Source organism: Vibrio intestinalis (genome assembly GCF_025195085.2).
Lineage (GTDB): Bacteria > Pseudomonadota > Gammaproteobacteria > Enterobacterales > Vibrionaceae > Vibrio > Vibrio intestinalis.
Genome location: NZ_JANAVY020000017.1, coordinates 1 through 26034, shown reverse-complemented (window position 1 = coordinate 26034; position 26034 = coordinate 1). Strand labels below are relative to the sequence as shown.

General features: G+C 45.3%; 25 protein-coding genes. 22 read left to right on the top strand and 3 right to left on the bottom strand.

The window, feature by feature from the left end:
* Positions 1-40: 40 nt before the first annotated feature.
* From mnmE to MU515_RS17025, 18 genes are all read left to right on the top strand, one after another.
* Positions 41-1402, top strand: coding sequence for a tRNA uridine-5-carboxymethylaminomethyl(34) synthesis GTPase MnmE (gene mnmE, locus MU515_RS17110; RefSeq protein ID WP_260261599.1), 1362 nt, complete (start codon positions 41-43; stop codon positions 1400-1402).
* An 80-nt stretch (positions 1403-1482) separates the two neighbouring features.
* Complete coding sequence (gene mioC, locus MU515_RS17105) at positions 1483-1917, top strand: FMN-binding protein MioC (protein WP_260261598.1); 435 nt, start codon at positions 1483-1485, stop codon at positions 1915-1917.
* A 486-nt stretch (positions 1918-2403) separates the two neighbouring features.
* On the top strand, positions 2404-4299 hold the full coding sequence (gene mnmG, locus MU515_RS17100; RefSeq protein WP_260261597.1) for a tRNA uridine-5-carboxymethylaminomethyl(34) synthesis enzyme MnmG: 1896 nt from the start codon (positions 2404-2406) through the stop codon (positions 4297-4299).
* Positions 4299-4931 carry a 16S rRNA (guanine(527)-N(7))-methyltransferase RsmG gene (rsmG, locus tag MU515_RS17095; protein ID WP_260261596.1) on the top strand — a complete coding sequence of 211 codons (633 nt, stop codon included), beginning with the start codon at positions 4299-4301 and terminating at the stop codon, positions 4929-4931. Before mnmG ends, rsmG begins: the two co-directional genes overlap by 1 nt.
* 14 nt (positions 4932-4945) lie before the next feature.
* On the top strand, positions 4946-5719 hold the full coding sequence (locus tag MU515_RS17090; protein WP_260261595.1) for a ParA family protein: 774 nt from the start codon (positions 4946-4948) through the stop codon (positions 5717-5719).
* 25 nt (positions 5720-5744) lie between these two features.
* Positions 5745-6626, top strand: coding sequence for a ParB/RepB/Spo0J family partition protein (locus tag MU515_RS17085; RefSeq protein WP_260261594.1), 882 nt, complete (start codon positions 5745-5747; stop codon positions 6624-6626).
* A 185-nt stretch (positions 6627-6811) separates the two neighbouring features.
* Positions 6812-7201 (top strand): F0F1 ATP synthase subunit I, encoded by a 390-nt coding sequence (locus MU515_RS17080; protein WP_260261593.1) that lies wholly within the window; start codon positions 6812-6814, stop codon positions 7199-7201.
* Positions 7202-7209: 8 nt separating this feature from the next.
* On the top strand, positions 7210-8025 hold the full coding sequence (gene atpB / locus MU515_RS17075; protein WP_260261592.1) for a F0F1 ATP synthase subunit A: 816 nt from the start codon (positions 7210-7212) through the stop codon (positions 8023-8025).
* Between the two features lie 57 nt (positions 8026-8082).
* The gene (gene atpE, locus MU515_RS17070; RefSeq protein ID WP_260261591.1) at positions 8083-8337 is read left to right on the top strand and encodes a F0F1 ATP synthase subunit C; all 255 of its coding nucleotides are present in this window, start codon (positions 8083-8085) and stop codon (positions 8335-8337) included.
* 71 nt (positions 8338-8408) lie between these two features.
* The gene (atpF, locus tag MU515_RS17065; protein WP_260261590.1) at positions 8409-8879 is read left to right on the top strand and encodes a F0F1 ATP synthase subunit B; all 471 of its coding nucleotides are present in this window, start codon (positions 8409-8411) and stop codon (positions 8877-8879) included.
* Positions 8880-8893: 14 nt separating this feature from the next.
* Positions 8894-9427, top strand: a complete 534-nt coding sequence (gene atpH / locus MU515_RS17060) for a F0F1 ATP synthase subunit delta (protein WP_260261589.1) — start codon at positions 8894-8896, stop codon at positions 9425-9427.
* Positions 9428-9440: 13 nt separating this feature from the next.
* Positions 9441-10982, top strand: coding sequence for a F0F1 ATP synthase subunit alpha (gene atpA, locus MU515_RS17055; RefSeq protein ID WP_260261588.1), 1542 nt, complete (start codon positions 9441-9443; stop codon positions 10980-10982).
* Positions 10983-11024: 42 nt separating this feature from the next.
* Positions 11025-11891 carry a F0F1 ATP synthase subunit gamma gene (gene atpG, locus MU515_RS17050; protein WP_260261587.1) on the top strand — a complete coding sequence of 289 codons (867 nt, stop codon included), beginning with the start codon at positions 11025-11027 and terminating at the stop codon, positions 11889-11891.
* Positions 11892-11925: 34 nt separating this feature from the next.
* On the top strand, positions 11926-13329 hold the full coding sequence (gene atpD, locus MU515_RS17045) for a F0F1 ATP synthase subunit beta (RefSeq protein WP_260261586.1): 1404 nt from the start codon (positions 11926-11928) through the stop codon (positions 13327-13329).
* An 18-nt stretch (positions 13330-13347) separates the two neighbouring features.
* Positions 13348-13770, top strand: a complete 423-nt coding sequence (locus tag MU515_RS17040; RefSeq protein ID WP_260261585.1) for a F0F1 ATP synthase subunit epsilon — start codon at positions 13348-13350, stop codon at positions 13768-13770.
* A 151-nt stretch (positions 13771-13921) separates the two neighbouring features.
* Entirely contained in the window at positions 13922-15280 is a 1359-nt protein-coding gene (gene glmU, locus MU515_RS17035) for a bifunctional UDP-N-acetylglucosamine diphosphorylase/glucosamine-1-phosphate N-acetyltransferase GlmU (RefSeq protein WP_260261584.1), read from the top strand.
* A gap of 100 nt (positions 15281-15380) precedes the next feature.
* A complete protein-coding gene (locus tag MU515_RS17030) occupies positions 15381-15839 on the top strand; it encodes an SET domain-containing protein-lysine N-methyltransferase (RefSeq protein WP_260261583.1) in 459 nt (152 codons plus the stop codon).
* Complete coding sequence (locus tag MU515_RS17025) at positions 15839-17170, top strand: hypothetical protein (RefSeq protein WP_260261582.1); 1332 nt, start codon at positions 15839-15841, stop codon at positions 17168-17170. The genes MU515_RS17030 and MU515_RS17025 overlap by 1 nt, the downstream gene beginning before the upstream one ends.
* A gap of 38 nt (positions 17171-17208) precedes the next feature.
* On the opposite strand, the gene punC is transcribed toward MU515_RS17025, so the two are convergent.
* Complete coding sequence (gene punC / locus MU515_RS17020; protein WP_260261581.1) at positions 17209-18414, bottom strand: purine nucleoside transporter PunC; 1206 nt, start codon at positions 18412-18414, stop codon at positions 17209-17211.
* A 156-nt stretch (positions 18415-18570) separates the two neighbouring features.
* Between punC and punR the strand changes: the two genes are divergently transcribed.
* On the top strand, positions 18571-19479 hold the full coding sequence (gene punR, locus MU515_RS17015) for a DNA-binding transcriptional activator PunR (RefSeq protein WP_260261580.1): 909 nt from the start codon (positions 18571-18573) through the stop codon (positions 19477-19479).
* A gap of 54 nt (positions 19480-19533) precedes the next feature.
* On the opposite strand, the gene fadA is transcribed toward punR, so the two are convergent.
* Together fadA and fadB are read right to left on the bottom strand one after the other, a co-directional pair.
* On the bottom strand, positions 19534-20709 hold the full coding sequence (gene fadA / locus MU515_RS17010; RefSeq protein WP_260261579.1) for an acetyl-CoA C-acyltransferase FadA: 1176 nt from the start codon (positions 20707-20709) through the stop codon (positions 19534-19536).
* Positions 20710-20721: 12 nt separating this feature from the next.
* Positions 20722-22893: a fatty acid oxidation complex subunit alpha FadB gene (fadB, locus tag MU515_RS17005; protein WP_260261578.1), complete on the bottom strand. Its 2172-nt coding sequence runs from the start codon at positions 22891-22893 to the stop codon at positions 20722-20724.
* 218 nt (positions 22894-23111) lie between these two features.
* Between fadB and MU515_RS17000 the strand changes: the two genes are divergently transcribed.
* From MU515_RS17000 to hemG, 3 genes are read left to right on the top strand one after another with little or no spacing between them, the layout of a single operon-like run.
* On the top strand, positions 23112-23735 hold the full coding sequence (locus MU515_RS17000; protein WP_260261656.1) for a YigZ family protein: 624 nt from the start codon (positions 23112-23114) through the stop codon (positions 23733-23735).
* 38 nt (positions 23736-23773) lie between these two features.
* A complete protein-coding gene (locus tag MU515_RS16995; protein WP_260261577.1) occupies positions 23774-25231 on the top strand; it encodes a TrkH family potassium uptake protein in 1458 nt (485 codons plus the stop codon).
* A 9-nt stretch (positions 25232-25240) separates the two neighbouring features.
* Positions 25241-25768 (top strand): menaquinone-dependent protoporphyrinogen IX dehydrogenase, encoded by a 528-nt coding sequence (gene hemG, locus MU515_RS16990; protein WP_260261576.1) that lies wholly within the window; start codon positions 25241-25243, stop codon positions 25766-25768.
* Positions 25769-26034: the final 266 nt, after the last annotated feature.

The window sequence follows — 26034 nt, the reverse complement described above, 5'->3', positions numbered from 1 at the left end:
TTTATTGCCCGAGCGGCACAGCTAAACACAGGCACTTTTTATGACTACAGATACCATTGTCGCCCAAGCAACCGCACCAGGTCGTGGCGGTGTCGGTATTATCCGCGTTTCTGGCCCACTGGCCGAAAAAGTCGCATTGGAAGTAACCGGCAAAACACTGCGTCCACGTTACGCTGAATATTTGCCTTTTACCGATGAGCAAGGCCATCAACTTGACCAAGGCATCGCACTGTACTTCCCTAACCCGCACTCTTTCACCGGTGAAGACGTTCTTGAGCTGCAAGGCCATGGCGGCCCTGTAGTAATGGATATGCTGATTAAGCGTATCTTAAAAATTGATGGGATTCGCACCGCAAGACCCGGCGAGTTCTCTGAGCGAGCATTCCTCAACGATAAGCTCGACCTCGCGCAAGCAGAGGCTATTGCTGACTTAATCGATGCAAGTTCTGAAGAAGCAGCTAAATCAGCGCTGCTGTCACTACAAGGCGCATTTTCAGGTCGCATCAATACCTTGGTTGAATCGTTAATTCACCTACGCATTTACGTTGAAGCCGCTATCGACTTCCCAGAAGAAGAGATCGACTTTTTAGCCGACGGTAAAGTCGCTACAGACCTACAGACCATCATTGATAACCTCGCAGCGGTTCGCCAAGAAGCAAACCAAGGTGCCATCATGCGTGAAGGAATGAAGGTGGTTATCGCTGGCCGTCCAAATGCGGGTAAATCAAGCTTACTGAATGCCTTATCAGGCAAAGAGTCGGCAATTGTAACGGACATAGCTGGTACAACCCGCGATGTACTGCGTGAACATATCCATATTGATGGCATGCCACTGCATATTATTGATACCGCAGGTCTGCGTGATGCTTCTGACGAAGTGGAAAAAATCGGTATTGAGCGAGCTTGGGATGAAATAGCTCAAGCTGACCGCGTACTATTTATGGTGGATGGCACCACAACCGAAGCCACTGACCCGAAAGATATTTGGCCAGATTTTGTTGATCGTCTACCTGATAGTATTGGCATGACAGTGATCCGTAACAAAGCGGATCAAACCGGTGAAGAACTTGGGATCTGTCACGTCAATTCACCCACTTTGATCCGTTTGTCAGCTAAAACAGGTCAAGGTGTAGATGCCCTACGCACCCACTTAAAAGAGTGTATGGGTTTTGCTGGTGGACACGAAGGCGGCTTTATGGCTCGTCGTCGTCACCTAGAGGCACTGGAAAAAGCTGCGCAGCACCTAGACATTGGCCAACAACAATTAGAAGGCTACATGGCAGGTGAGATATTGGCAGAGGAACTGCGTATTGCTCAACAACACCTAAATGAGATCACGGGCGAATTCAGCTCAGATGACTTATTAGGACGCATTTTCTCATCCTTCTGTATTGGTAAATAACAGTCTTACGCAGCCACGCGCTGCGTTTTATACCCATAGTCGCTCATGGCGCGCTATGGGTATCAATAAAAGGAACCCGCATGATCCACATTATTACCGGTAGTACCCTTGGTGGTGCAGAGTACGTTGGCGATCACATCAGTGAACTGTTGATTGAAAAAGGCCATCAAACTGAAATTCACAATCAGCCTGATTTAAGCAACATAAACGCTGATGGCACATGGATTATCGTCACATCTACCCATGGTGCGGGGGAATATCCCGATAACATCAAGCCTTTCATTCAAGCCCTACAAGACACGCCACCAAAGATGAGTGATGTGAAATATGCAGTAGTTGCAATCGGTGATTCAAGCTATGACACCTTCTGTGCAGCAGGTAAACACGCACACGACCTACTGGAAGATATCGGTGGAACCGCGCTAACGGAGTGTTTCACTATCGATATTTTGGCTCATCCAGTACCTGAAGATGCTGCGGAAGAGTGGTTAGAACAACATATTGAGCGCTTCTAGAGCCCTCAAACATCGAAAACGGTCAGCTTTGCTGGCCGTTTTTTTTACCTAAAATTCTCTCTGTGGATAGTTATCCCACAGACCACTGCGTTTAAGTGCTCATATTTTAGCCATTCAGACTGTGTATAAGTATTACTTTATCCGGTGATTAACCTATAGTTATCCCAAGAATAACTTTGACGCCTCTCCCCCCCTGTGTATAACCATCGATTTTGATCCCAAGTAATCCTCGATCTGATCAAGGTAAGATCACATGATATGATCCAAATAAGATCCATGATCTTGTTGATCATTTTTTAGTTATCCACAGAAACAGTCGATCCTAATAATAGATCCAATAAAAGATCATATATATAGATCTTATATATATTTACTTTGCTCACCTAAAATGAAAATACACAAAAGCGATTTTCTCTCTACATGAAAGCAGGTAGAATATCGCTCTTTTATCTGTCTACATCTCTCGTGAATATCAGAGGTCAGTTCATGCTTTATCACGAAAACTTTGACGTCATCGTTGTTGGTGGCGGTCACGCAGGAACGGAAGCCGCACTCGCATCAGCGCGTACAGGGCAAAAAACCCTCTTATTGACTCATAACATCGATACTTTAGGTCAGATGTCATGTAACCCAGCCATTGGTGGTATTGGCAAAGGTCACTTAGTCAAAGAAGTGGATGCAATGGGTGGTTTAATGGCTCAAGCCATTGATCATTCTGGTATTCAATTCCGAACATTGAACGCATCAAAAGGCCCTGCGGTAAGAGCAACCCGTGCTCAAGCGGATCGTGCCTTGTACAAAGCGTATGTTCGTAACGTGCTAGAAAACACAGATAACCTCACTTTGTTCCAGCAGTCAGTCGATGATCTGATTGTTGAAAATGATCAAGTACGTGGTGTTGTGACTCAAATGGGTCTTAAATTCCACGCTAAGGCGGTTGTATTGACCGTTGGCACCTTCCTTGGGGGTAAGATTCATATTGGTATGGAAAGCTCCTCAGGAGGCCGTGCAGGCGATCCTCCGTCAATCGCTCTGGCGGATCGTTTACGTGAACTTCCATTCCGAGTGGATCGTCTAAAAACCGGAACACCACCGCGTATTGACGCTCGCAGTGTCGATTTCTCAGTGCTAGAAGCGCAACACGGTGACAACCCGACTCCAGTTTTCTCGTTCATGGGTAAACGCAGTCAGCAACCACGCCAGATCCCATGTTTTATTACTCATACCAATGAGCAAACCCATGATGTGATCCGCGCTAACCTAGATCGTAGCCCAATGTATGCAGGCGTGATTGAAGGTATTGGCCCACGTTACTGTCCTTCAATTGAAGATAAAGTAATGCGTTTTGCCGATAAAAACAGTCACCAAATCTTTATCGAACCTGAAGGTTTAACTACGCATGAACTGTATCCAAATGGTATCTCCACCAGCTTACCATTTGATGTTCAAGTGCAAATTGTTCGCTCAATGAAAGGCTTCGAAAATGCTCACATCGTGCGTCCTGGTTACGCAATTGAGTATGATTTCTTTGACCCACGTGATTTGAAACACACCTACGAGACAAAATTCATCTCAGGTTTGTTCTTTGCGGGGCAAATTAACGGCACTACAGGTTATGAAGAAGCGGCAGCGCAAGGCCTTATGGCTGGTTTAAACGCAAGCTTGTTCAGCCAAGACAAAGAGGGTTGGAGCCCACGTCGTGATGAAGCGTACGTTGGGGTATTGATCGACGATCTTTCTACCATGGGCACCAAAGAACCGTACCGTATGTTTACCTCTCGTGCTGAATACCGTTTGTTATTGCGTGAAGACAACGCTGACCTACGTTTAACTGAGCAAGCGTACAAACTTGGCCTTGTGGATGAAGCTCGTTGGTCTCGTTTCAATCAAAAAATTGAAAACATTGAGCTTGAGCGTCAACGTTTGAAGTCAACGTGGATGAATCCTAAGTCGGAAGGTGTAGAGGCACTTAACCAACTGCTAAAAACGCCAATGGCACGTGAAGCAAGTGGTGAAGATCTACTGCGTCGTCCAGAGATCACTTATGCACAACTGACAGGGCTAGAAGCGTTCCAACCTGCGCTCGATGATCATCAAGCAAGTGAACAAGTTGAAATTCAGGTGAAGTACGAAGGTTACATCAAGCGTCAGCAAGATGAGATCGAGAAATCGCTGCGTCATGAGAACACTAAACTGCCTTTCGATTTGGATTACTCAAAAGTGAGTGGCTTATCGAACGAAGTGGTTGCGAAGTTAACGGATACCAAACCAGAAAGCATCGGCATTGCATCTCGCATCTCAGGTATTACACCTGCTGCGATTTCAATTCTGCTGGTTCACTTGAAAAAACACGGTCTACTTAAGAAAGGCGAGGAAGCTTAATGACTCAGTTACGTCAAACGCTTGATCAACTTATTGGTCAAACAGAACTTGAAGTTTCAGAGCTTCAGCGTCAACAGTTAGTTGCTTATGTTGAAATGCTGCATAAGTGGAATAAAGCCTACAACTTAACTTCAGTACGCGATCCGCAAGAAATGTTGGTGAAACACATTTTGGATAGCATAGTGGTTAGCACTCACTTACAGGGTGAGCGTTTCATTGATGTGGGCACTGGCCCTGGTTTGCCTGGTATACCACTGTCGATTATGAATCCGGACAAAAGCTTTCATCTGCTGGATAGCTTAGGAAAACGCATTCGTTTTATTAAACAAGTCGTGCATGAACTTAAGCTTGAAAACGTGACGCCGCTTCAAAGTCGTGTTGAAGAGTATCAACCTGAAGATAAGTTTGATGGTGTACTAAGTAGAGCTTTTGCCTCCATGGTGGATATGGTTGAGTGGTGTCATCACTTGCCGAAAGAGGAAACCGGTCGTTTCCTTGCACTCAAGGGGCAATTATCACAGGATGAGATTGCGCAGCTCCCTGAGTGGTGTAATGTGACCGATATCAAACCTTTGCAAGTTCCTCAATTGGAAGGTGAGCGTCATCTAGTAATCTTATCGCGCAAGGATTAATAGCGAGGTAGATCGTGGGAAAAATTGTAGCCATTGCCAATCAGAAAGGCGGAGTTGGTAAAACAACAACGTGTATTAACTTAGCCGCGTCTATGGCCGCAACCAAGCGTAAAGTATTGGTGATCGATCTTGACCCGCAAGGTAACGCAACCATGGCCAGTGGTGTCGATAAATATCAAATCGACGCTACGGCTTATGAGTTATTGGTGGAAGATGTGCCATTTGAAGAAGTGGTATGCCGAAAAACGTCAGGCAATTATGACCTCATTGCTGCGAACGGTGACGTAACGGCAGCTGAAATCAAGTTGATGGAAGTGTTTGCTCGTGAAGTACGCTTAAAACACGCGCTTGCCTCGGTTCGCGATAACTATGATTTCATCTTTATAGATTGTCCTCCTTCTCTAAACCTTCTTACAATCAATGCTATGGCCGCAGCAGATTCTGTGTTGGTGCCAATGCAGTGTGAGTATTTCGCACTTGAAGGTTTAACCGCGTTGATGGATACCATTAGCAAGCTAGCCGCTGTTGTAAACGAGAATCTAAAAATCGAAGGTTTGTTGCGTACCATGTATGACCCTCGAAATCGGCTATCCAATGAAGTATCCGACCAATTGAAAAAGCACTTTGGTGACAAAGTGTACCGCACTGTTATTCCTCGTAACGTTCGTCTTGCAGAAGCGCCAAGTCATGGTAAGCCTGCAATGTACTACGACAAATACTCAGCAGGCGCAAAAGCATATCTCGCCCTCGCCGGTGAAATGCTTCGTCGCGAAGAAGTCCCTGCATAAAACACTAACCTAAGGAATCAAAATCATGTCTAAACGTGGTTTAGGTAAAGGGCTTGATGCTCTTCTTTCGACGAGCTCTCTAGCCCGAGAAAAACAGCAAACAGCAATTCATAGCCAAGAGCTTTCAAGCAATGGTGAGTTGACTGAGCTAAGCATCACAAGTTTACGCGCAGGCGTATACCAGCCACGTAAAGATATGGAACCTGAAGCGCTCGAAGAACTTGCGGCTTCGATTGAATCGCAAGGCATCATTCAACCAATCGTGGTACGTCAGGTTGAAATGGGTAAGTACGAGATCATCGCCGGTGAACGCCGCTGGCGCGCAGCGCGTAAAGCGGGTCTGACCCAAGTGCCATGTTTGATCAAAAAGGTTGAAGATCGCGCCGCGATCGCAATAGCGCTGATCGAAAACATTCAGCGTGAAGATCTGAATGTAATTGAAGAAGCTCAAGCGCTTGAGCGTTTGCAGCAAGAGTTTTCGTTAACGCATCAGCAAGTGGCAGACGTGATTGGTAAGTCACGGGCGAGTGTGAGCAACATTTTGCGCCTTAACCAACTGGAAAGCGACGTAAAACAATTAGTGGCTAGCAAGCAGTTAGAAATGGGCCATGCGCGTGCTCTGATCATGCTGCAAGGCGAGCAACAAGTAGAGATTGCTCAGCAAGTAGCGAAGAAGAGCATGACCGTTCGTCAAACCGAACAGTTGGTAAAAAAGTGTCTTCAGCCGCAATCTGAACAAAAAGATGTGCCACAAGACGTTGAGACACAACAAATGTCACAAAAACTGAGTGAAATGCTTGGTGCTAAAGTTGCAATTGTGCGTTCTAAGAGCGGCAAGGCTAAAGTGACTATAAATGTTGATGAGCCTGAAAAGTTGGCGCAATTGATTGCCAAGTTACAGAGCTAAGTGAGATACTTGATCTCAATCAATATATGTAAAAAACGATTTTTTGAGTAAAAGTTGTCGGTTTGTAAACAAAATTGTAACTTTTTGCGGTGTTTTCATTGCATTCAGTTCGACTCACCGTATAATTTTTGCCAATTCCTCAGCACCTTGATGTATAGCTGTGGATTTAATAGAGGTACGAATACATGGTAACTGCGTTGGCTAGACCAGGGCGAGAGCTTGCTAAGCAATTGTTAATGATTCAGCTTGGCGCGGTTACGTTAGTGGCAGCGGGAATGGCTGCAACTGTAAGTATACAATGGGGGCTTTCTGCACTAATTGGCGGTGGCATTTTTGTCTTGGCCAATGCTGTGTTTGCTGTTTGTGCGTTTGCGTTTAGTGGAGCGCGTGCAGCAAAGAAAGTCGCGGCATCCTTTTACACGGGTGAAGTTCTAAAGATCCTAATTACAGTTGTACTATTTTCGATTGTTTACATGTATATACAGGTGGAACTTGTTCCCCTAAAACTAACCTATTTACTGGCTCTAGGTATTAATATCTGTGCGCCAGTGCTATTCATTAACAACAAAAAATAGGATGAGTTATGGCTGCGCCAGGTGAAGCGCTACTAACACAGTCCGGATACATTGCCCACCACTTATCAAATCTATCTTTAGCTAAGCTAGGTTTGGTAGCGGATGAAGCAAGCTTCTGGAATGTGCATATCGATAGCCTGTTTTTTTCTTGGTTTACTGGTTTAATTTTCCTTGGAATTTTTTACAAGGTAGCGAAGAAAGCAACAGTAGGTGTACCGGGTAAGCTTCAGTGTGCTGTAGAAATGATCGTTGAATTTGTCGCAGAAAACGTCAAAGACACGTTCCATGGACGCAACCCGCTGATCGCGCCTTTAGCACTAACTATCTTTTGTTGGGTATTTTTGATGAACGTGATGGACTTAGTTCCGATCGACTTCTTACCTTACCCAGCAGAGCATTGGCTCGGGATTCCATATCTAAAAGTGGTACCGTCAGCTGATGTGAACATCACCATGGCTATGGCACTAGGCGTATTCGCTCTGATGATCTACTACAGCATCAAAGTGAAAGGTCTAGGTGGCTTTGCAAAGGAATTAGCATTACACCCATTTAATCACCCAGTAATGATTCCGTTTAACCTACTGATTGAAGTTGTATCGCTACTAGCGAAACCACTATCACTTGGTATGCGTCTATTCGGTAACATGTTCGCGGGTGAGGTTGTATTCATTCTTTGTGCGGCAATGCTACCATGGTACTTACAATGGATGGGTTCACTACCGTGGGCTATTTTCCATATCTTGGTTATTACGATTCAAGCCTTCGTGTTTATGATGTTGACAATTGTTTACCTGTCAATGGCTCACGAAGACAGTGATCATTAATTTTTTTAAAGCTTTTTATTTGGGCACTAAGCCAACAACTATAAATTGGAGATAGTAATGGAAACTTTACTGAGCTTTTCTGCAATCGCCGTAGGTATTATCGTCGGTCTTGCTTCTCTTGGTACAGCGATTGGTTTCGCACTTCTAGGTGGTAAATTCCTTGAAGGTGCAGCACGTCAACCAGAAATGGCTCCTATGCTACAAGTTAAGATGTTCATCATCGCTGGTCTACTTGATGCGGTTCCAATGATCGGTATCGTAATCGCACTACTATTCACTTTCGCGAACCCATTCGTTGGTCAACTAAGTTAATCACTTTTAACTTCAGACAAGCTAAGGCTTGTCATTGATTAACACGAAGTCCAAATAGAGGGGTAGCTGTTGTGAATATGAACGCAACTCTGCTAGGTCAAGCAATCTCGTTCGCACTGTTTGTGTGGTTCTGCATGAAGTATGTATGGCCGCCATTGATGCAAGCGATCGAAGAACGTCAGAAAAAAATTGCTGACGGTCTAAATGCAGCAGAACGTGCTGCGAAAGACTTGGATCTAGCACAAGCCAACGCTTCTGATCAGTTGAAAGAAGCGAAGCGCACAGCAACTGAGATCATCGAGCAAGCAAATAAGCGTCAAGCTCAAATTTTAGATGAAGCTCGCACAGAAGCTCAGGCAGAACGCCAGAAGATTCTTGCACAAGCTGAAGCTGAAATTGAAGCAGAACGCAACCGCGCGCGTGATGACCTGCGCAAACAAGTTGCAACTCTGGCTATAGCTGGTGCTGAGAAAATCCTTGAGCGTTCTATCGATAAAGAAGCGCAAAAAGATATTCTCGACAACATTACTGCAAAACTTTAAGTCTGGGGGCGCATATGTCTGATTTGACTACTATCGCACGCCCCTATGCTAAAGCAGCTTTCGACTTTGCAGTGGAGAAAGACCTGTTAGACCAATGGGGTCAAATGCTGTCTTTCGCCGCTGAAGTCGCTAAAAACGAACAAGTTAAAGAACTACTTAGTGGTTCTGTTTCTGCCGACAAACTGGCTGAAATCTTTGTTAGTGTTTGTGGCGAACAAGTTGATGAACATGGCCAAAACCTGTTGAAGGTGATGGCTGAGAATGGTCGTTTAGCGGCCCTTCCTGATGTAAGCAAACAGTTCTTTGCTCTTAAACAAGAGCACGAGAAAGAAATCGATGTTGAAGTGACTTCAGCAAGCGAGCTTTCAGAAGAGCAACTCGCAGCCATCAGCAGCAAACTTGAAAAACGCCTTGAGCGCAAAGTAAAGCTGAATTGCAGTATAGATGAGACCCTACTTGGTGGGGTTATAATTCGAGCCGGAGACTTAGTCATCGATAACTCAGCGCGTGGTCGTTTGAACCGCCTGAGCGATGCATTGCAGTCTTAATGGGGATTGGAGCATGCAACTTAATTCCACGGAAATTAGCGATCTAATCAAACAACGTATCGAGTCATTCGAAGTTGTTAGTGAAGCTCGCAATGAAGGTACTATCGTATCGGTAAGCGATGGTATCATCCGCATTCACGGCCTAGCGGACGTGATGCAAGGTGAAATGATTGAATTACCGGGTGGCCGTTATGCACTAGCACTTAACCTTGAGCGTGACTCGGTTGGTGCGGTTGTAATGGGTCCATATGCCGACCTTAAGGAAGGCATGAAAGTTACAGGTACTGGTCGTATTCTTGAAGTACCAGTTGGTCCTGAAATGCTTGGTCGTGTTGTAAACACACTAGGTGAGCCTATTGATGGTAAAGGTCCAATCGAAGCGAAACTGTCTTCGCCTGTAGAAGTGATTGCACCAGGTGTAATCGACCGTAAATCGGTAGACCAACCTGTACAAACTGGTTATAAGTCAGTTGACTCAATGATCCCAATCGGTCGTGGTCAGCGTGAGCTTATCATCGGTGACCGCCAGATCGGTAAAACGGCAATGGCGATCGATGCAATCATCAACCAGAAAGATTCTGGTATTTTCTCAATCTACGTAGCAATCGGTCAGAAAGCATCGACTATCGCTAACGTAGTTCGCAAACTAGAAGAGCACGGTGCACTACAAAACACTATCGTAGTTGTAGCTTCTGCTTCTGAATCTGCTGCGCTGCAATACCTTGCACCGTACTCAGGTTGTGCTATGGGTGAATACTTCCGCGATCGCGGTGAAGATGCACTGATTGTTTACGATGACCTATCTAAGCAAGCGGTAGCTTACCGTCAGATCTCTCTACTACTTAAACGTCCACCGGGTCGTGAAGCTTTCCCTGGTGATGTTTTCTACCTCCACTCACGTCTACTAGAGCGTGCTGCTCGTGTAAGTGAAGAGTACGTAGAAAAGTTCACTAACGGTGAAGTGAAAGGTAAGACTGGTTCTTTGACTGCTCTTCCTATCATCGAAACTCAAGCAGGTGACGTTTCAGCATTCGTACCGACTAACGTAATCTCGATTACCGATGGTCAGATCTTCCTACAAACTGAGCTATTCAACGCGGGTGTTCGCCCAGCGGTTGACCCAGGTATCTCAGTATCTCGTGTAGGTGGTTCAGCACAGACGAAAATCATCAAGAAGCTATCAGGTGGTATCCGTACAGCACTAGCTGCATACCGCGAACTAGCAGCATTTGCTCAGTTCTCTTCTGACCTTGATGAAGCAACGAAGAAACAGCTAGACCACGGTCAAAAAGTTACAGAACTAATGAAGCAGAAGCAGTACGCTCCAATGTCTGTATTTGACCAAGCGCTAACTATCTTCGCTGTAGAGCGCGGTTACCTAGATGGTGTAGAACTTAACAAAGTTCTAGATTTCGAGGCGGCTCTACTATCGTACGCTCGCGGTCACAACGCAGAACTAGCGGCTGAGATCGACAAGTCTGGTGCTTACAACGATGAAATCGAAGCGCAGCTAAAAGCTATCGCTGACGATTTTGTAGCAACCCAAACTTGGTAATAGGTCGGTGGCAGTAATGCCACCAACTAATGGAGAGTAACGATGGCCGGCGCAAAAGAGATACGTAATAAAATCGGTAGTGTTAAAAGCACGCAGAAAATTACGAAAGCGATGGAAATGGTAGCAGCTTCAAAAATGCGTCGTTCTCAAGACGCAATGGAAGCTTCTCGTCCATATGCTGAAACAATGCGTAAAGTGATCGGTCATGTGGCTAACGCAAACCTAGAGTACCGTCATCCGTACCTAGAAGAGCGTGAAGCTAAACGTGTTGGTTATATCATCGTTTCTACAGACCGTGGTCTGTGTGGTGGCTTGAACATTAACGTGTTCAAAAAAGCTGTCCACGATATGCAGGCTTGGAAAGAGAAAGGTGCTGAAGTTGAACTAGCGGTTATTGGTTCAAAAGCAACAGCCTTTTTCAACAACAGTGGCGCGAAAGTCGCTGCTCAGGTTTCTGGCCTAGGCGATAGCCCAAGCCTTGAAGACCTAATCGGTTCTGTAAGCGTAATGCTGAAGAAATACGATGAAGGTGAATTGGACCGTCTATACGTAGTATTCAACAAGTTTGTAAATACTATGGTTCAAGAGCCAACGATCGATCAATTGCTACCTTTGCCTAAATCGGAAAGCGAAGAGATGCAGCGCGATCACTCATGGGATTACATCTATGAGCCTGAACCAAAGCCTCTACTGGATACGCTTTTAGTGCGTTACGTAGAGTCTCAGGTATACCAAGGTGTAGTTGAGAACCTTGCTTGTGAGCAAGCGGCCCGAATGATTGCGATGAAAGCTGCAACTGATAACGCGAGTAACCTGATTGAAGATCTAGAACTTGTGTATAACAAAGCCCGTCAGGCTGCGATTACACAAGAACTGTCTGAAATCGTATCAGGTGCTGCAGCGGTTTAAGCTTAGGTAAAACTAATTAGTTAGAGGATTAACGATGGCTACAGGTAAGATCGTACAGATCATCGGTGCGGTAGTCGACGTAGAGTTCCCACAGAGTGAAGTACCAAAGGTATACGACGCTCTTAACGTAACAGAATCGAAAGAGCGTCTAGTTCTTGAGGTTCAACAACAGCTAGGCGGTGGCGTAGTTCGTTGTATCGTAATGGGTAGCTCTGATGGTTTACGTCGTGGAGTTGAAGTTGTAAACACTGGCGCTCCAATTTCAGTACCAGTAGGTACTAAGACCCTAGGTCGTATCATGAACGTTCTAGGTGACGCAATTGACGAGTGTGGTGAGATCGGTGCGGAAGAGACTTACTCTATCCACCGTGAAGCACCAAGCTACGAAGATCAATCGAATGAGATCGCACTTCTAGAGACTGGCGTTAAAGTAATCGATTTGGTTTGTCCATTCGCTAAGGGTGGTAAAATCGGTCTGTTCGGTGGTGCTGGTGTAGGTAAGACCGTTAACATGATGGAACTTATCAACAACATCGCACTACAACACTCAGGTCTATCAGTATTCGCTGGTGTTGGTGAGCGTACTCGTGAAGGTAACGATTTCTACTTTGAGATGCAGGAAGCAGGCGTTGTAAACGTTGAAAATCCTGAGCAATCAAAAGTAGCGATGGTTTACGGTCAGATGAACGAGCCACCAGGTAACCGTCTACGTGTTGCACTGACTGGTCTAACAATGGCAGAGAAGTTCCGTGACGAAGGTCGTGACGTACTACTGTTCGTTGATAACATCTACCGTTACACACTTGCAGGTACAGAGGTATCAGCACTGCTAGGTCGTATGCCTTCAGCGGTAGGTTACCAGCCAACTCTTGCAGAAGAGATGGGTGTACTTCAGGAGCGTATCACGTCAACTAAATCTGGTTCTATCACGTCTGTACAGGCGGTATACGTACCAGCCGATGACTTGACTGACCCGTCTCCAGCAACAACATTCGCGCACTTGGATGCAACGGTTGTACTTAACCGTAACATCGCTGCAATGGGTCTATACCCTGCGATCGACCCACTAGATTCAACATCTCGTATGCTTGATCCACTAGTGGTTGGTCAAGAGCACTACGACGTAGCTCGTGGCGTTCAGCAAACTCTTCAGCGCTACAAAGAGCTGAAAGACATCATTGCTATCCTAGGTATGGACGAGCTATCTGAAGAAGATAAGCAAGTTGTATCTCGTGCACGTAAGATTGAGCGTTTCCTAACTCAGCCTTATCACGTAGCGGAAGTATTTACAGGTGACCCAGGTGTTTACGTACCTCTTAAAGAGACTCTACGTGGCTTCAAAGGTCTACTAGCTGGTGAATACGATGACATCCCAGAGCAAGCTTTCATGTACTGCGGTACGATTGAAGATGCTATTGAGAAGGCTAAGAAGCTGTAAGGCTAACTAGGAGGCGATATGGCAGCAATAACCTTTCACCTAGACGTAGTAAGCGCTGAGAAGCAAATCTTCTCAGGTCGTGTTGAGACGTTTCAGGTGACCGGTAGCGAAGGTGAGCTTGGTATTTTCCATGGCCACACGCCGCTGCTGACCGCTATTAAGCCTGGTATGGTGCGTATTGTGAAACAGCACGGCCACGAAGAAATCATTTATGTTTCTGGTGGTATGGTAGAAGTTCAGCCGGGTACAGCGACTGTACTGGCTGATACCGCTATCCGTGGTGAAGAGCTAGACGCAGCTAAGGCAGAGGAAGCGAAACGTCGCGCTGAGGAGCAAATCCAGAATCAGCACGGCGATATGGACTTCGCTCAAGCGGCCAGTGAACTGGCTAAAGCCATTGCTCAGCTACGTGTTATCGAGCTGACAAAGCAGCGCCGTTAATTTGCATTAACGGTGTCTAAAGTGTGATAAAGGCGGTCAATTGACCGCCTTTTTGTTTATTTATTGGCAGTAAATCTTGTGGTGGCATTAACAGTTACGCCAATCATGTTTACAATAAGCCGCAAATAATTGAACGTCGAAAGGTTAGTTAATGAAATTCAGTGCCGTAATTCTTGCTGCAGGCAAAGGGACGCGCATGTACTCCAACATGCCAAAAGTACTCCATACATTGGCAGGTAAGCCAATGGCGAAACACGTGATCGATACTTGTGCTGGCCTCGGCGCACAAAACATCCACCTTGTGTATGGCCATGGTGGTGATCAAATGCAAGCGGCATTGGCTGAAGAGCCGGTTAACTGGGTTCTGCAAGCGGATCAGTTGGGTACAGGTCACGCGGTTGACCAAGCGTCACCAAGCTTTGAAGATGATGAAAAAGTCTTGGTTCTTTATGGCGATGTGCCACTTATTTCGACGGAAACCATTGAAAGCCTGTTAGAAGCGCAGCCTAACGGTGGTATCGCGCTGTTAACCGTAGTGCTAGATAACCCAATGGGCTACGGCCGTATTGTACGTCGCAATGGCCCTGTGGTTGCGATTGTTGAACAAAAAGACGCAACGGAAGAACAAAAATTAATTAAAGAGATCAACACCGGCGTAATGGTTGCGACAGGTGGTGATCTTAAGCGTTGGTTGTCTGGTCTTAACAACAACAATGCGCAAGGTGAATACTACCTGACAGACGTTATCGCAGCCGCTCACGCAGAAGGCCGCGCAGTTGAAGCAGTTCATCCGGTAAATCCAATTGAAGTAGAAGGCGTGAATGACCGCGCTCAGCTTGCGCGACTAGAGCGTGCATTCCAATCTATGCAAGCGCATAAATTGCTAGAGCAAGGCGTGATGCTACGCGATCCAGCGCGTTTTGACCTACGCGGTGAACTGCAATGCGGTATGGACGTTGAAATCGACGTTAACGTCATCATTGAAGGTAAAGTTTCTATCGGTGATAACGTTGTGATTGGTGCAGGTTGCATACTGAAAGATTGTGAAATCGATGATAACACTATTGTTCGCCCATACAGCGTGATTGAAGGTGCGACTGTTGGTGAAGATTGTACGGTAGGCCCATTCACCCGTTTGCGTCCTGGTGCAGACATGCGTAACAACTCGCACGTAGGTAACTTCGTAGAAGTGAAAAATGTGCGTTTAGGTGAGGGCTCAAAAGCAAACCACCTAACTTACCTTGGTGATGCCGAAATTGGTCAACGTGTTAACGTGGGTGCTGGTGTAATCACTTGTAACTACGATGGCGCAAACAAGTTCAAGACCATTATTGGTGATGACGTATTTGTTGGTTCTGATAGTCAGCTTATTGCTCCTGTGACCATTGCCAATGGCGCAACAGTTGGTGCTGGCGCTACAGTAACCAAAGATGTTGCTGAAGGTGAACTCGTTATTACGCGCGCCAAAGAGCGTAAAATCGCTAACTGGCAGCGTCCAACGAAAAAGTAGCCAAACCTCAAAATTATCCGTTAAGGCAACTAATCTATCTCATTGTTTGTGATAGATTAGTTGTTAATTGCAGACGCCAATACGGATATGAGGTGGCAACATGGCAAACATCACTCAGGATATTGATTTCGTTCGTCAGGCGACATTAGATACGATATCCGACACTATCATTAACCCTTCTCCTACTCACGGCTTTGGCCTGTTTCTAACACAATCTAAATCTGAGAATACAGTGATTGGCCGTCTTGATGGGCAGTTAGTCTCTCGAGCCGACTACAGTGCACTGCAACAGCTTATTGCGCCCCAAATAGAACCGTATCAAGACTACTTCTTTATGGAATGTACGTATTTGCCGGATGACCAGTTAATGGTGCGCAGTCTGAGAACCAAATACAGTTACATCAATCATCATCGCCAGCCTAACATCGCGATTAACTTTGATACTTTAGAGTTAGTGACATTGCGAGATATTGATAAAGGCGAAGAGCTGCTGGTGGATTACCGCAAAGAATGGCTACCTGACAGCTACATCAATGGCGAACGAGGGCAGTACCTGTAATGGCTATATTTACCGTTATGTGTGTTCAACCGTTGGAGATATCGGTTGAAGCCTTTAAAGTGATCTCGAAAGCCAAGGTGTCAGAATCGAACTATCAGACCCCATCGATAAGATGGATTCGTGAGTTCAAGAAGGTTCACCGCCGAAGTAAGCACTTTAACTCTCTGCTTTCTAAACCTGAGATTTGCAGTAAGTATCTGCGAGTCGATTTTAGTGACCCTAAGTATTTCGTGTTTGGTCAACACGACCTTTCCCAGTTTCTAGTCAAAGACTCTGCGAAGTTCGACCTTATCTATGATGAGCGTGTGTCTGCTATTTCCATTGTGACCGAGTTTTGTTTTGATATTGAAGAGCAGTACTTCGGGCAGCTGTTCTCCGATACAGATTATGACGATGATAGGCATAACTTTTATAACTCGATTCGTAATGTGTTGGTGCAAGAAGAGGACGATAGTGAAATAGGCACTTGGATGAAAGAAGTGCGTCAGCACTGTTTAAGTGTGGTTTCAAAGCTGCTTTATGGAGGGAAAGTGACCGAAGATAATCGCCCTAAGTTCCTCAACAATACTGGCAATATAACGGTTCAGGTCAACGGTATCTCACTTGAGAACAAAGCGAAATATCGTGCGATGATTACTCACGCGAATCAGATGGCTGAACGAGTCCAAGATAATGCTTCTACACTGCTTTCAAACGAGGAAGTGGAGTTTGTATTCCATGGACGCTTCCATACTATTTTGAGTAGCGATCAAGAGTATTATGAGCGCTTTTTCCCGATTCAATATCATGCGCAGTTTATGTGGCATGCTGTGAGCTCGTTTAAAACTGTGATGGATGAGTTAAATCGTGATCGGTTAATGGGGCGCTTTACCAATGGTGGCGAAATACAGCTGATTGATAGCTACATCAATAAGTTCGAGCTAGTGCGTATCCATAACCAAGATATGAAGATGTACTTTGAATCTGACAATGAGTTGGTCTTTAAAGGCATTGAAGTTAAGTGGACTATCAAAGAAACCTTAGATGAAGTAAACAACTACATCTCTTCATTCAAAGAGTACATCGAGCGTTCCTATCAACGGAAAGTAGAAAACGCCAACCGACGCCAAAACAAAATCTTATTCATTATTTCATGTATACAAATGTTAGGTTTGGTCAGTATCTGGGTTGATTACCTATCGCTGGCGAAAGTAGAAAGTTTCGTTGATTCGACCGGATTTGTCCGAGGTTCGGAGAAAGATTTGTTGCTAGCATTTAATACTTGGTTCCCAATATTATTGCTCGCGTCGATGTTCTTCGTTGTCTATCGAGTCTTGTTTAAAAAAGAATAACCAAAGAGCCGCATTGCGGCTCTTTGTCTTTAGGGATATTACGCTTCGTCTTCGCTGACCACGCGAGCGTTATCTGGCGTAGTAAAGTGTTGTGATAGCTCGCGGTTTGAAACCACATAACCAATCCATAAACCACCCATACAGATGATGATCGCAATACCGGTCGCCATTTGAGCTTGGCTTGCTAGCATTGCCACCAGCGCACTGGATAAGCTACTTACACTGATTTGTAAGCTGTTTTGAAGACCTGCTGCGGTCGCTGGGCTTTGTTTCGCACTGGCTAGCGCACGGTTTACTACGATTGGGTATAGCGCACCGTTCGCGACAGCAATTAAGCAAAATGGCGCTAGAATTGGCCATATTGAAGTGAGCTGCCATTGCGATGCCGCAAAGATAAGCAGTGAAGCAACACTGAATAGACCAATCAGTTGGCGCAATACTTTTTCATCACCGTATTTGGCTACGCCTACTTTACCTAACCAACCACCAGCCATGAAGGCGATCGTTTGTGGAATGAAGCTTAGGCCAATGTCGTTACTGTCATAGCCTAGCTGAGCCATAATTTCTGGCATACCAGTTAGGTAAGCAAAGAATGCCGCTGATGCAGTCGCAAACATCATCACGTTACCCAAATAGGTTTTTGAGCTGATGAGTGCGCGAATATCACTGCTAATCGACGTTTTCTTTTCTTCAACGACATCATTTTGCTGACCCATCGTCGCCATAACCAGCAAGATACCCATCACGGTTAAGGCAAAGAAGATGCTATGCCAACCAAGGTTTTGTGCCAGCAACACCCCTAGCTGCGGTGCTAGAGCCGGTGATAGCGCTACCAACGGCATGATAGTAGCAAAGATTTGTTGGCTTGAGCTTGAGTAGCGCTTGATGACCATCGCCTGCCAAATTACTGCTGGTGCACATACACCAATAGCTTGAACAAAGCGCAGTGTAAGTAATTGCCATACTTGGTCGCTAAATGCGAGGCCAAGCGAAGACAGGGTAAATAACACTAAGCCAACAGCAAGCGTGTTGCGGTGGCCAAATTTGTCTGAGGCTAAGCCCCACAATAGTTGACCACTTGCCATACCAACCAAGAAAACCGTTAATGAAAGGGCGATCTGTTCTGGTCCGGTAGCAAAGTCGACTTCCATCATTTTAAATGCTGGTAAGTACATGTCTGTGGCAATGAAGCCAAGCATAGAAAGTGCTGATAGATAAAACAGCTGCAGTTTGGATACTTTCATAGTATTTCCGTTCAAAAAAATTCACACATTGTTATCTACTGGCGCCAGCCCTTTTGTTTGCCTTTGCATTCTATTTTTGGTTTTCTATAAAATGAAACGTTAATATTTGTGGTTATCAATCAAATTTTTTGAAAGGTTAATTTTTAACAGGTTGCTATGAGCGTATTTTCCCGCACATCTTTGAAGATGATTGACACTGTTGCTCGGCTCGGTAGTTTCACCGCGGCCGCTGAGGCATTACACAAAGTTCCTTCAGCGATCAGCTACAGTGTTCGCCAAATGGAACAAGATTTGGATGTGGTTTTATTCAAGCGTCTACCGAGAAAAGTTGAACTAACACCGGCTGGAGAGGTGTTCTTGGCTGAGGCGAGAGCGATGCTGCGCCAGATGGAGGAGATCAAAAGTCAGACGAAACGAGCCGCGCACGGTTGGCAAAAAACACTACGCTTAACCTTGGATAATGTCGTGCGCCTTGATCAGATGAAACCGATGATCGAAGCGTTTTATCAGACTTTCCAACATGCCGAACTGCAGATCAATATGGAAGTGTTCAATGGCTCATGGGAGGCGATTGCTCAAGGTCGTGCAGATATCGTGATTGGTGCCACTGCGGCTATTCCGGTCGGTGGTGATTTTGAAGTCAAAGAAATGGGTATTTTAGATTGGGCTTTTGTTATGTCCTCAAGCCATCCTTGCGTGCGAGAACAGACCCTGACCGAAGAGTTTGTCAGCCAGTTTCCTGCGATTTGTTTGGATGATACATCCAGCGTTTTACCTAAACGACATACAGTGCATTACCCAAAGCAGCGCCGATTATTGCTACCTAATTGGTATAGCGCGATTGAATGTTTGAAGAATGGTGTTGGGGTTGGCTACATGCCGCGTCATATTGCTGCGCCATTGATTGAAGAGGGCGTGCTGGTGGAGAAAATCTTGCCGGAAGAAAAGCCGCTCAGTCATTGTTGCTTGGTTTGGCGTAAAGATGAAAACCATAAAATGATCGAGTGGATGGTCGATTACTTAGGATCAAGTGATCAGCTATATAACGACTGGTTAAGATCCTAAAATAAGAAAACAAAAAGATCGCTAGAAATCCTAGCGATCTTTTTAGTTGGAGGATTAAGGCCGCTCAAAAATGGTCGCAATACCTTGGCCCAAACCAATACACATGGTTGCTAAGCCATACTTGGCATCTTTCGCCTCCATCAAATTGATGAGCGTGGTCGAGATGCGTGCACCAGAACAACCCAATGGGTGGCCTAGCGCAATCGCGCCGCCATTAAGATTTACTTTATCGTCCATCACGTCGAGTAGCCCTAAATCCTTGGCGACAGGCAGTGATTGAGCGGCAAACGCCTCATTTAACTCAACTACATCCATATCTTCGATTGACAGCCCAGCACGTTTAAGTGCTTTTTGCGTGGCTGGTACTGGGCCATAACCCATGATGGATGGATCACAGCCAGCAATAGCCATCGCTTTCACTTTGGCTCTAATCGTTAAACCAAGTTGATTGGCTTTTTCTTCACTCATGATCAGCATGGCTGAAGCGCCATCAGATAATGCAGATGAAGAGCCTGCCGTGACGGTACCATTGGCAGGGTCAAACACTGGGCGTAGTTGGGACAGGCCTTCTACCGTAGTTTCTGGGCGAATCACTTCGTCATATTCGAGTAAGGTCAGTGTGCCATCGTCTGCATGGCCTTCTGTGGGGAGGATTTCATTGGCAAAGCGACCTTCAAGCGTTGCTTGGTGAGCTCTTGCGTGTGAGCGTGCAGCAAACTCATCTTGTTGTTCACGGCTAATGCCATGCAATTTGCCAAGCATCTCTGCGGTTAAGCCCATCATGCCCGCCGCTTTAGCGACGGTTTTAGACATACCCGGATGAAAATCGACCCCATGGTTCATCGGTACATGGCCCATATGTTCCACCCCACCAATTAAGCAGATTTCAGCATCCCCGGTCATAATCGCTCGCGTACCATCATGTAAAGCTTGCATTGACGAGCCACATAATCGGTTAACGGTAACAGCACCAATCTCAATGGGTAACCCAGCAAGTAATGCGGCATTACGCGCCACATTAAAGCCTTGTTCTAAGGTTTGTTGTACACAGCCCCAGTAAATATCCTCAATCTCATGCGGATTCACCTGCGGGTTGCGTGCCAATATTCCTTTCATTAAATGTGCCGAGAGATCTTCAGCGCGAGTATGACGAAAAGCGCCACCCTTGGAGCGTCCCATAGGAGTTCGCAGACAGTCCACAATTACTACATTTCTTGTATTGATAGTCATCTTGTCCTCCTCCTAAATAGAACTTTGAGCTTGTGCACCATAGAAGCTTTCATTCTTCTCGGCCATGTCAGTTAGCATTTGCGGTACTTGATATAAAGCGCCAAGTGATTGGTGCTTACTCGCCATCGCAACAAAGTTGCTAATGCCGATATGATCAAGATAGCGGAACACACCGCCTCTAAATGGAGGGAAGCCTAAGCCATAGACTAATGCCATGTCGGCTTCTTGTGGGGAAGCAATAATGCCTTGCTCTAAGCAGAGAACCACTTCATTAATCATTGGAATCATCATGCGTTCGATGATCTCTTGATCGCTGAATGGTTGCGTCTCACTGCTAACGTTTTTCAATAAAGTGAACACATCCTCAGAAAGCGCTTTTTTCGGTTTGCCTTTTTTGTCGATGGTATATTGGTAGAAACCTAAGCCATTCTTTTGACCAAAACGCTTGGCTTGATATAACGCATCAATCGCATCTTTTTCTTGTTTCGCCATACGTTCTGGGAAACCTTGAGCCATAACGTCTTGCGCGTGATGCGCAGTATCAATCCCTACCACGTCTAAAAGATAGGCTGGGCCCATTGGCCAACCAAACTGACGCTCCATTACTTTATCTACTTGAGTAAAATCCGCTCCGTCAGTTAGAAGTTTGCTGAATCCACCAAAATATGGGAATAGAACACGGTTAACGAAAAATCCTGGGCAATCATTGACGACGATGGGTGATTTACCCATTTTAGCAGCGTAAGCGACTACACGATTGATGGTTTCATCTGACGTATGCTCACCACGGATGATCTCGACTAATGGCATTCGATGCACAGGGTTGAAAAAGTGCATACCACAGAAGTTTTCTGGGCGAGAGAGTGATTTCGCCAGTAAGTTAATTGGAATGGTGGAAGTGTTGGACGTTAAGACCGTATCTTCGCTGATGTATTGCTCCACTTCACTAAGAACCGCTGCTTTTACTTTTGGGTTCTCTACTACGGCTTCAACAATGACATCTGAATCATCGATACCAGCATAATGAAGACTTGGTGTGATAGATGCGAGAATCCCCGCCATTTTAAAACCATCGATTCGGCCTCGCTGTAGACGCTTATTGAGGAGTTTTGACGCTTCACTCATGCCTAAATCTAGTGATGCTTGAGCGATGTCTTTCATCAATACAGGCACACCTTTTAGTGCTGATTGGTAAGCAATGCCACCACCCATAATACCTGCGCCAAGTACGGCTGCACGCTCAGTCGGTTTACTGGCCGATTTTCCAGCCTGTTTTGCGAGTGCTTTTATGTATTGATCATTAAGGAACAAGCCAACTAAGGCTTGAGCTTCATCTGACTTAGCCAGTTTAATAAACAGCTTTCTTTCAATATCTAATGCTTCTTTACGTGCTGAACTGGCTGCCTTTTCTATTGCTATTACAGCAGTCATAGGTGCTGGGTAGTGTGGGCCTGCTTTTTGAGCCACTAGGCCTTTAGCCATAGTAAAGCTCATGGTCGCTTCCATTTTACTCAGCATTAAAGCGGATGTTTTTTGCTGACGTCGGCCGTGCCAATTAACTTTTTCTTCAATCGCTTGCTCGAGTGTTGTCATTGCTGACTGATATAAAGCATCACTATCAACCACAGCATCAAGCAAACCGACTTTTAGCGCTTCATCTGCTCGACACGCTTTACCTTGTGTGATGATTTCCATTGCGCTGTCGGCACCAATAACACGTGGTAGTCGAACACAACCGCCAAATCCCGGCATAATGCCAAGTTTGGTTTCTGGTAATCCAATGCTGGTGGTTTTATCACCAATGCGAATATCGGTAGCAAGTACACACTCACATCCGCCACCCAATGTGTGGCCTTTGAGTGCTGAAACGGTAGGAAATGGTAAATCTTCCAGTTTGCTGAAGATCTGGTTTGCAAATTGAAGCCATTGGTCGAGTTCCTCTTCAGGCTTGGCAAACAGGCCGAGAAACTCGGTAATATCGGCTCCGACAATAAACGAATCTTTATCTGAGGTGAGCAGCAATCCTTTTATATTTTCGGATTGATGTAATACATCCAAAGACTCATCTAGAGACTTAAGCGTCGCTAAATCGAGCTTGTTTACCGATTGTGGGGAGCTGAAGCAGAGCTCGGCAATGCCATCTTTGACTTCCTTTATATATAAGCTGTTGGCTTGGTAAATCATTGTCTATCTCCGTGACATACCATTTACGTTATTGGTAGCGATTAATCATCGTTGTTATTGTTCTGGTAAGACCAGTTATCTTAGTGTGGACCGCGGATTGTTTATTTTCAATACAATTTTTAAACAAGTGTTTAACATTGTGATTTGTATATAACTCGCGCTTTTTAGGTTTCGCTCGTGATAAACTTAGCGTGTTCTCGGATAAACCAAGCCAAACCATGAATGATAAGCCCTATTTAATTCCTGCTGATTCGGTGACTTTTGAAGAAGAGATAAAGAAGAGCATCTTTATTACTCATCTCGCGCATACACCTTCTATCGAACAAGCAAAGCAGTTCATTGAACATATCAAGCAAAAGCATGCTGATGCGCGTCATAATTGCTGGGGATTTGTCGCAGGGCGATCAGAAGACTCAATGCAATGGGGTTTTAGTGATGATGGTGAGCCATCGGGAACGGCAGGCAAGCCAATTTTGGCTCAATTATCAGGTTCAGGAGTTGGGGAACTTACTGCGGTAGTCACTCGTTACTCTGGCGGAATCAAACTTGGAACCGGCGGTTTGGTTAAAGCTTATGGTGGTGGCGTTCAACAGGCGCTTAAGCTGCTTCAAACAATAGAGAAAAAAATCACCACTAAAGTAAAGCTCCAGTTAGACTATGGTTTTATGCCTGTCGCACAATCTCTTTACAGTCAATTCGGTGTAGAAGAAATTGAGGCAATATATAGTGATGACGTCGAGCTGATATTAGAAGTCGAGCTACGACAATTAGAGGCGTTTCGCCAAACGATAGTGAATAAGAGTGGCGCGAAAGCTATCTTGACTTCACTGGAAGGGATTTAAAAGGAAGTCAGAAGCCGAGCTTCGTACATCATTAGCTAATGCAATTTCGATCTATTATCCGCATCGTAGGGCTGCTACTCGCCCTATTTAGTGTATCTATGCTTGCACCTGCCTTGGTAGCGCTTATCTACCGAGATGGCGCAGGTGTGCCTTTCGTTACCACTTTCTTCGTGCTGCTATTTTGTGGTGTGGTGTGCTGGTTCCCTAATCGTCGCCACAAGCATGAGCTAAAAGCCCGCGATGGTTTTCTTATCGTTGTTTTGTTCTGGACGGTAATCGGTAGTGCGGGTGCATTGCCATTTCTATTATCTGATAACCCAAATGTGTCTGTCACCGATGCTTTCTTTGAGTCTTTTTCCGCTCTGACAACCACAGGGGCCACTGTTATTGTTGGCTTAGACCATCTCCCTAAAGCGATTTTGTTCTATCGTCAGTTCCTGCAGTGGTTTGGTGGCATGGGGATCATCGTGTTAGCGGTCGCTATTCTTCCGGTGTTGGGCATCGGTGGTATGCAGTTATACCGAGCAGAGATTCCCGGTCCAGTAAAAGACAGTAAGATGACGCCAAGAATCGCAGAGACGGCCAAAGCGCTTTGGTATATCTACCTGAGTTTAACTATTGCTTGTGCAGTGGCATTTTGGCTTGCGGGCATGACGCCATTTGATGCAATAGGTCATAGCTTCTCTACTATTGCGATTGGTGGCTTCTCAACTCATGATGCCAGCATGGGGTATTTCGATAGCTACGCCATCAATATGATTACCGTAGTGTTCTTATTGATATCTGCATGTAACTACTCACTTCACTTCGCAGCCTTTGCTTCTGGTGGTGTACATCCTAAGTATTATTGGAAAGATCCAGAGTTTCGCGCCTTCTTCTTTATTCAGGCGTTGCTATTCTTAATCTGTTTCTTGATGCTGCTAAATCATCATTCTTATGACTCGGTCTATGATGCCTTTGATCAGGCGTTGTTCCAGACAGTATCCATATCGACGACTGCTGGTTTTACGACTACAGGGTTTGCAGAGTGGCCACTATTCTTACCTGTATTGTTACTGTTCTCTTCTTTTATAGGGGGTTGTGCTGGCTCTACCGGGGGTGGTATGAAAGTAATTCGTATCCTGCTACTAACCTTACAAGGTGCTCGTGAACTAAAACGATTGGTTCATCCAAGAGCGGTATACACCATCAAAGTTGGTGGGAGTGCGCTATCGCAGCGGGTGGTCGATGCGGTATGGGGATTCTTTTCTGCGTACGCATTGGTGTTTGTTGTTTGCATGTTGGCACTGATTGCCACTGGAATGGATGAACTAAGCGCATTCTCAGCTGTTGCAGCGACGCTTAACAATCTCGGCCCTGGTCTGGGAGAGGTGGCTCTGCATTTTGGTGAGATAAACGATAAAGCAAAGTGGGTACTGGTTGTTTCCATGCTATTTGGTCGTTTAGAGATCTTTACGTTATTAATTCTGCTTACTCCAACGTTTTGGCGTAGCTAAGGAAGCCGTGTGAAAAAAGCACTATTTCTTTATTCTTCTCGAGAAGGCCAGACTCAAAAAATCCTTCGTTATATAGAAGAACAGTTATCTGAGTTTGAATGTGATTTGGTAGACCTTCATCAATTACCAGCTATCGACTTCGAACAATATGAGCGAGTTCTAATTGGTGCGTCTATTCGTTATGGCAGACTGAACAAAAAGCTCTACCAATATATAGAAGCGAATCTTGCTCAGTTTCAGTCGGCCAAAGTGGCGTTCTTTTGTGTGAACCTAACAGCGCGAAAAGAAGACCAAGGTAAAGACACGCCAGAAGGCAGCGCTTACATCAAAAAGTTTCTAACGCTTTCTCCTTGGCAGCCACAACTGATCGGTGTGTTTGCTGGTGCTCTCTATTACCCACGTTATAGTTGGTTTGATAGAACAATGATTAAGTTCATTATGAGCATGACTGGAGGGGAGACAGATACCAGCAAAGAAGTTGAGTACACTAACTGGGAAAAAGTGACTCTATTTGCTAATAAGTTTAAAGAATTGTAAAGAAAACTGCCTGTTTTGGCGCTTTTCGACTAACAATTAACCGAACAATCAAAAAGTACGGAAAAATTGCAAAAAGGGGTTGCCAAGTAAAACGTGATCTCTATAATGCCCCCTCGCTGACACGGCAACGCTTCGAAAGGAACGAGAGACGAGTTAGCAAGGTCAAATTAGCCAAGCAAATTGCTTGAAAGAAAGTTTGAAAAAAGTGGTTGACACTAAACTTTAACTCGCTAAAATGGCCGTCCGTTTCGAGTAAAGCTCAAAGC

Coding starts and splice junctions, on each gene's coding strand:
- MU515_RS17000 (WP_260261656.1), top strand. CDS start 23,112: ATGAATGATAAGCCCTATTTAATTCCTGCTGATTCGGTGACTTTTGAA.
- atpH (WP_260261589.1), top strand. CDS start 8,894: ATGTCTGATTTGACTACTATCGCACGCCCCTATGCTAAAGCAGCTTTC.
- atpB (WP_260261592.1), top strand. CDS start 7,210: ATGGCTGCGCCAGGTGAAGCGCTACTAACACAGTCCGGATACATTGCC.
- mnmG (WP_260261597.1), top strand. CDS start 2,404: ATGCTTTATCACGAAAACTTTGACGTCATCGTTGTTGGTGGCGGTCAC.
- MU515_RS17085 (WP_260261594.1), top strand. CDS start 5,745: ATGTCTAAACGTGGTTTAGGTAAAGGGCTTGATGCTCTTCTTTCGACG.
- atpD (WP_260261586.1), top strand. CDS start 11,926: ATGGCTACAGGTAAGATCGTACAGATCATCGGTGCGGTAGTCGACGTA.
- mioC (WP_260261598.1), top strand. CDS start 1,483: ATGATCCACATTATTACCGGTAGTACCCTTGGTGGTGCAGAGTACGTT.
- fadB (WP_260261578.1), bottom strand. CDS start 22,893: ATGATTTACCAAGCCAACAGCTTATATATAAAGGAAGTCAAAGATGGC.
- atpE (WP_260261591.1), top strand. CDS start 8,083: ATGGAAACTTTACTGAGCTTTTCTGCAATCGCCGTAGGTATTATCGTC.
- punR (WP_260261580.1), top strand. CDS start 18,571: ATGAGCGTATTTTCCCGCACATCTTTGAAGATGATTGACACTGTTGCT.
- MU515_RS17040 (WP_260261585.1), top strand. CDS start 13,348: ATGGCAGCAATAACCTTTCACCTAGACGTAGTAAGCGCTGAGAAGCAA.
- atpG (WP_260261587.1), top strand. CDS start 11,025: ATGGCCGGCGCAAAAGAGATACGTAATAAAATCGGTAGTGTTAAAAGC.
- rsmG (WP_260261596.1), top strand. CDS start 4,299: ATGACTCAGTTACGTCAAACGCTTGATCAACTTATTGGTCAAACAGAA.
- mnmE (WP_260261599.1), top strand. CDS start 41: ATGACTACAGATACCATTGTCGCCCAAGCAACCGCACCAGGTCGTGGC.
- punC (WP_260261581.1), bottom strand. CDS start 18,414: ATGAAAGTATCCAAACTGCAGCTGTTTTATCTATCAGCACTTTCTATG.
- glmU (WP_260261584.1), top strand. CDS start 13,922: ATGAAATTCAGTGCCGTAATTCTTGCTGCAGGCAAAGGGACGCGCATG.
- MU515_RS17030 (WP_260261583.1), top strand. CDS start 15,381: ATGGCAAACATCACTCAGGATATTGATTTCGTTCGTCAGGCGACATTA.
- fadA (WP_260261579.1), bottom strand. CDS start 20,709: ATGACTATCAATACAAGAAATGTAGTAATTGTGGACTGTCTGCGAACT.
- MU515_RS17025 (WP_260261582.1), top strand. CDS start 15,839: ATGGCTATATTTACCGTTATGTGTGTTCAACCGTTGGAGATATCGGTT.
- MU515_RS17080 (WP_260261593.1), top strand. CDS start 6,812: ATGGTAACTGCGTTGGCTAGACCAGGGCGAGAGCTTGCTAAGCAATTG.
- MU515_RS16995 (WP_260261577.1), top strand. CDS start 23,774: ATGCAATTTCGATCTATTATCCGCATCGTAGGGCTGCTACTCGCCCTA.
- atpA (WP_260261588.1), top strand. CDS start 9,441: ATGCAACTTAATTCCACGGAAATTAGCGATCTAATCAAACAACGTATC.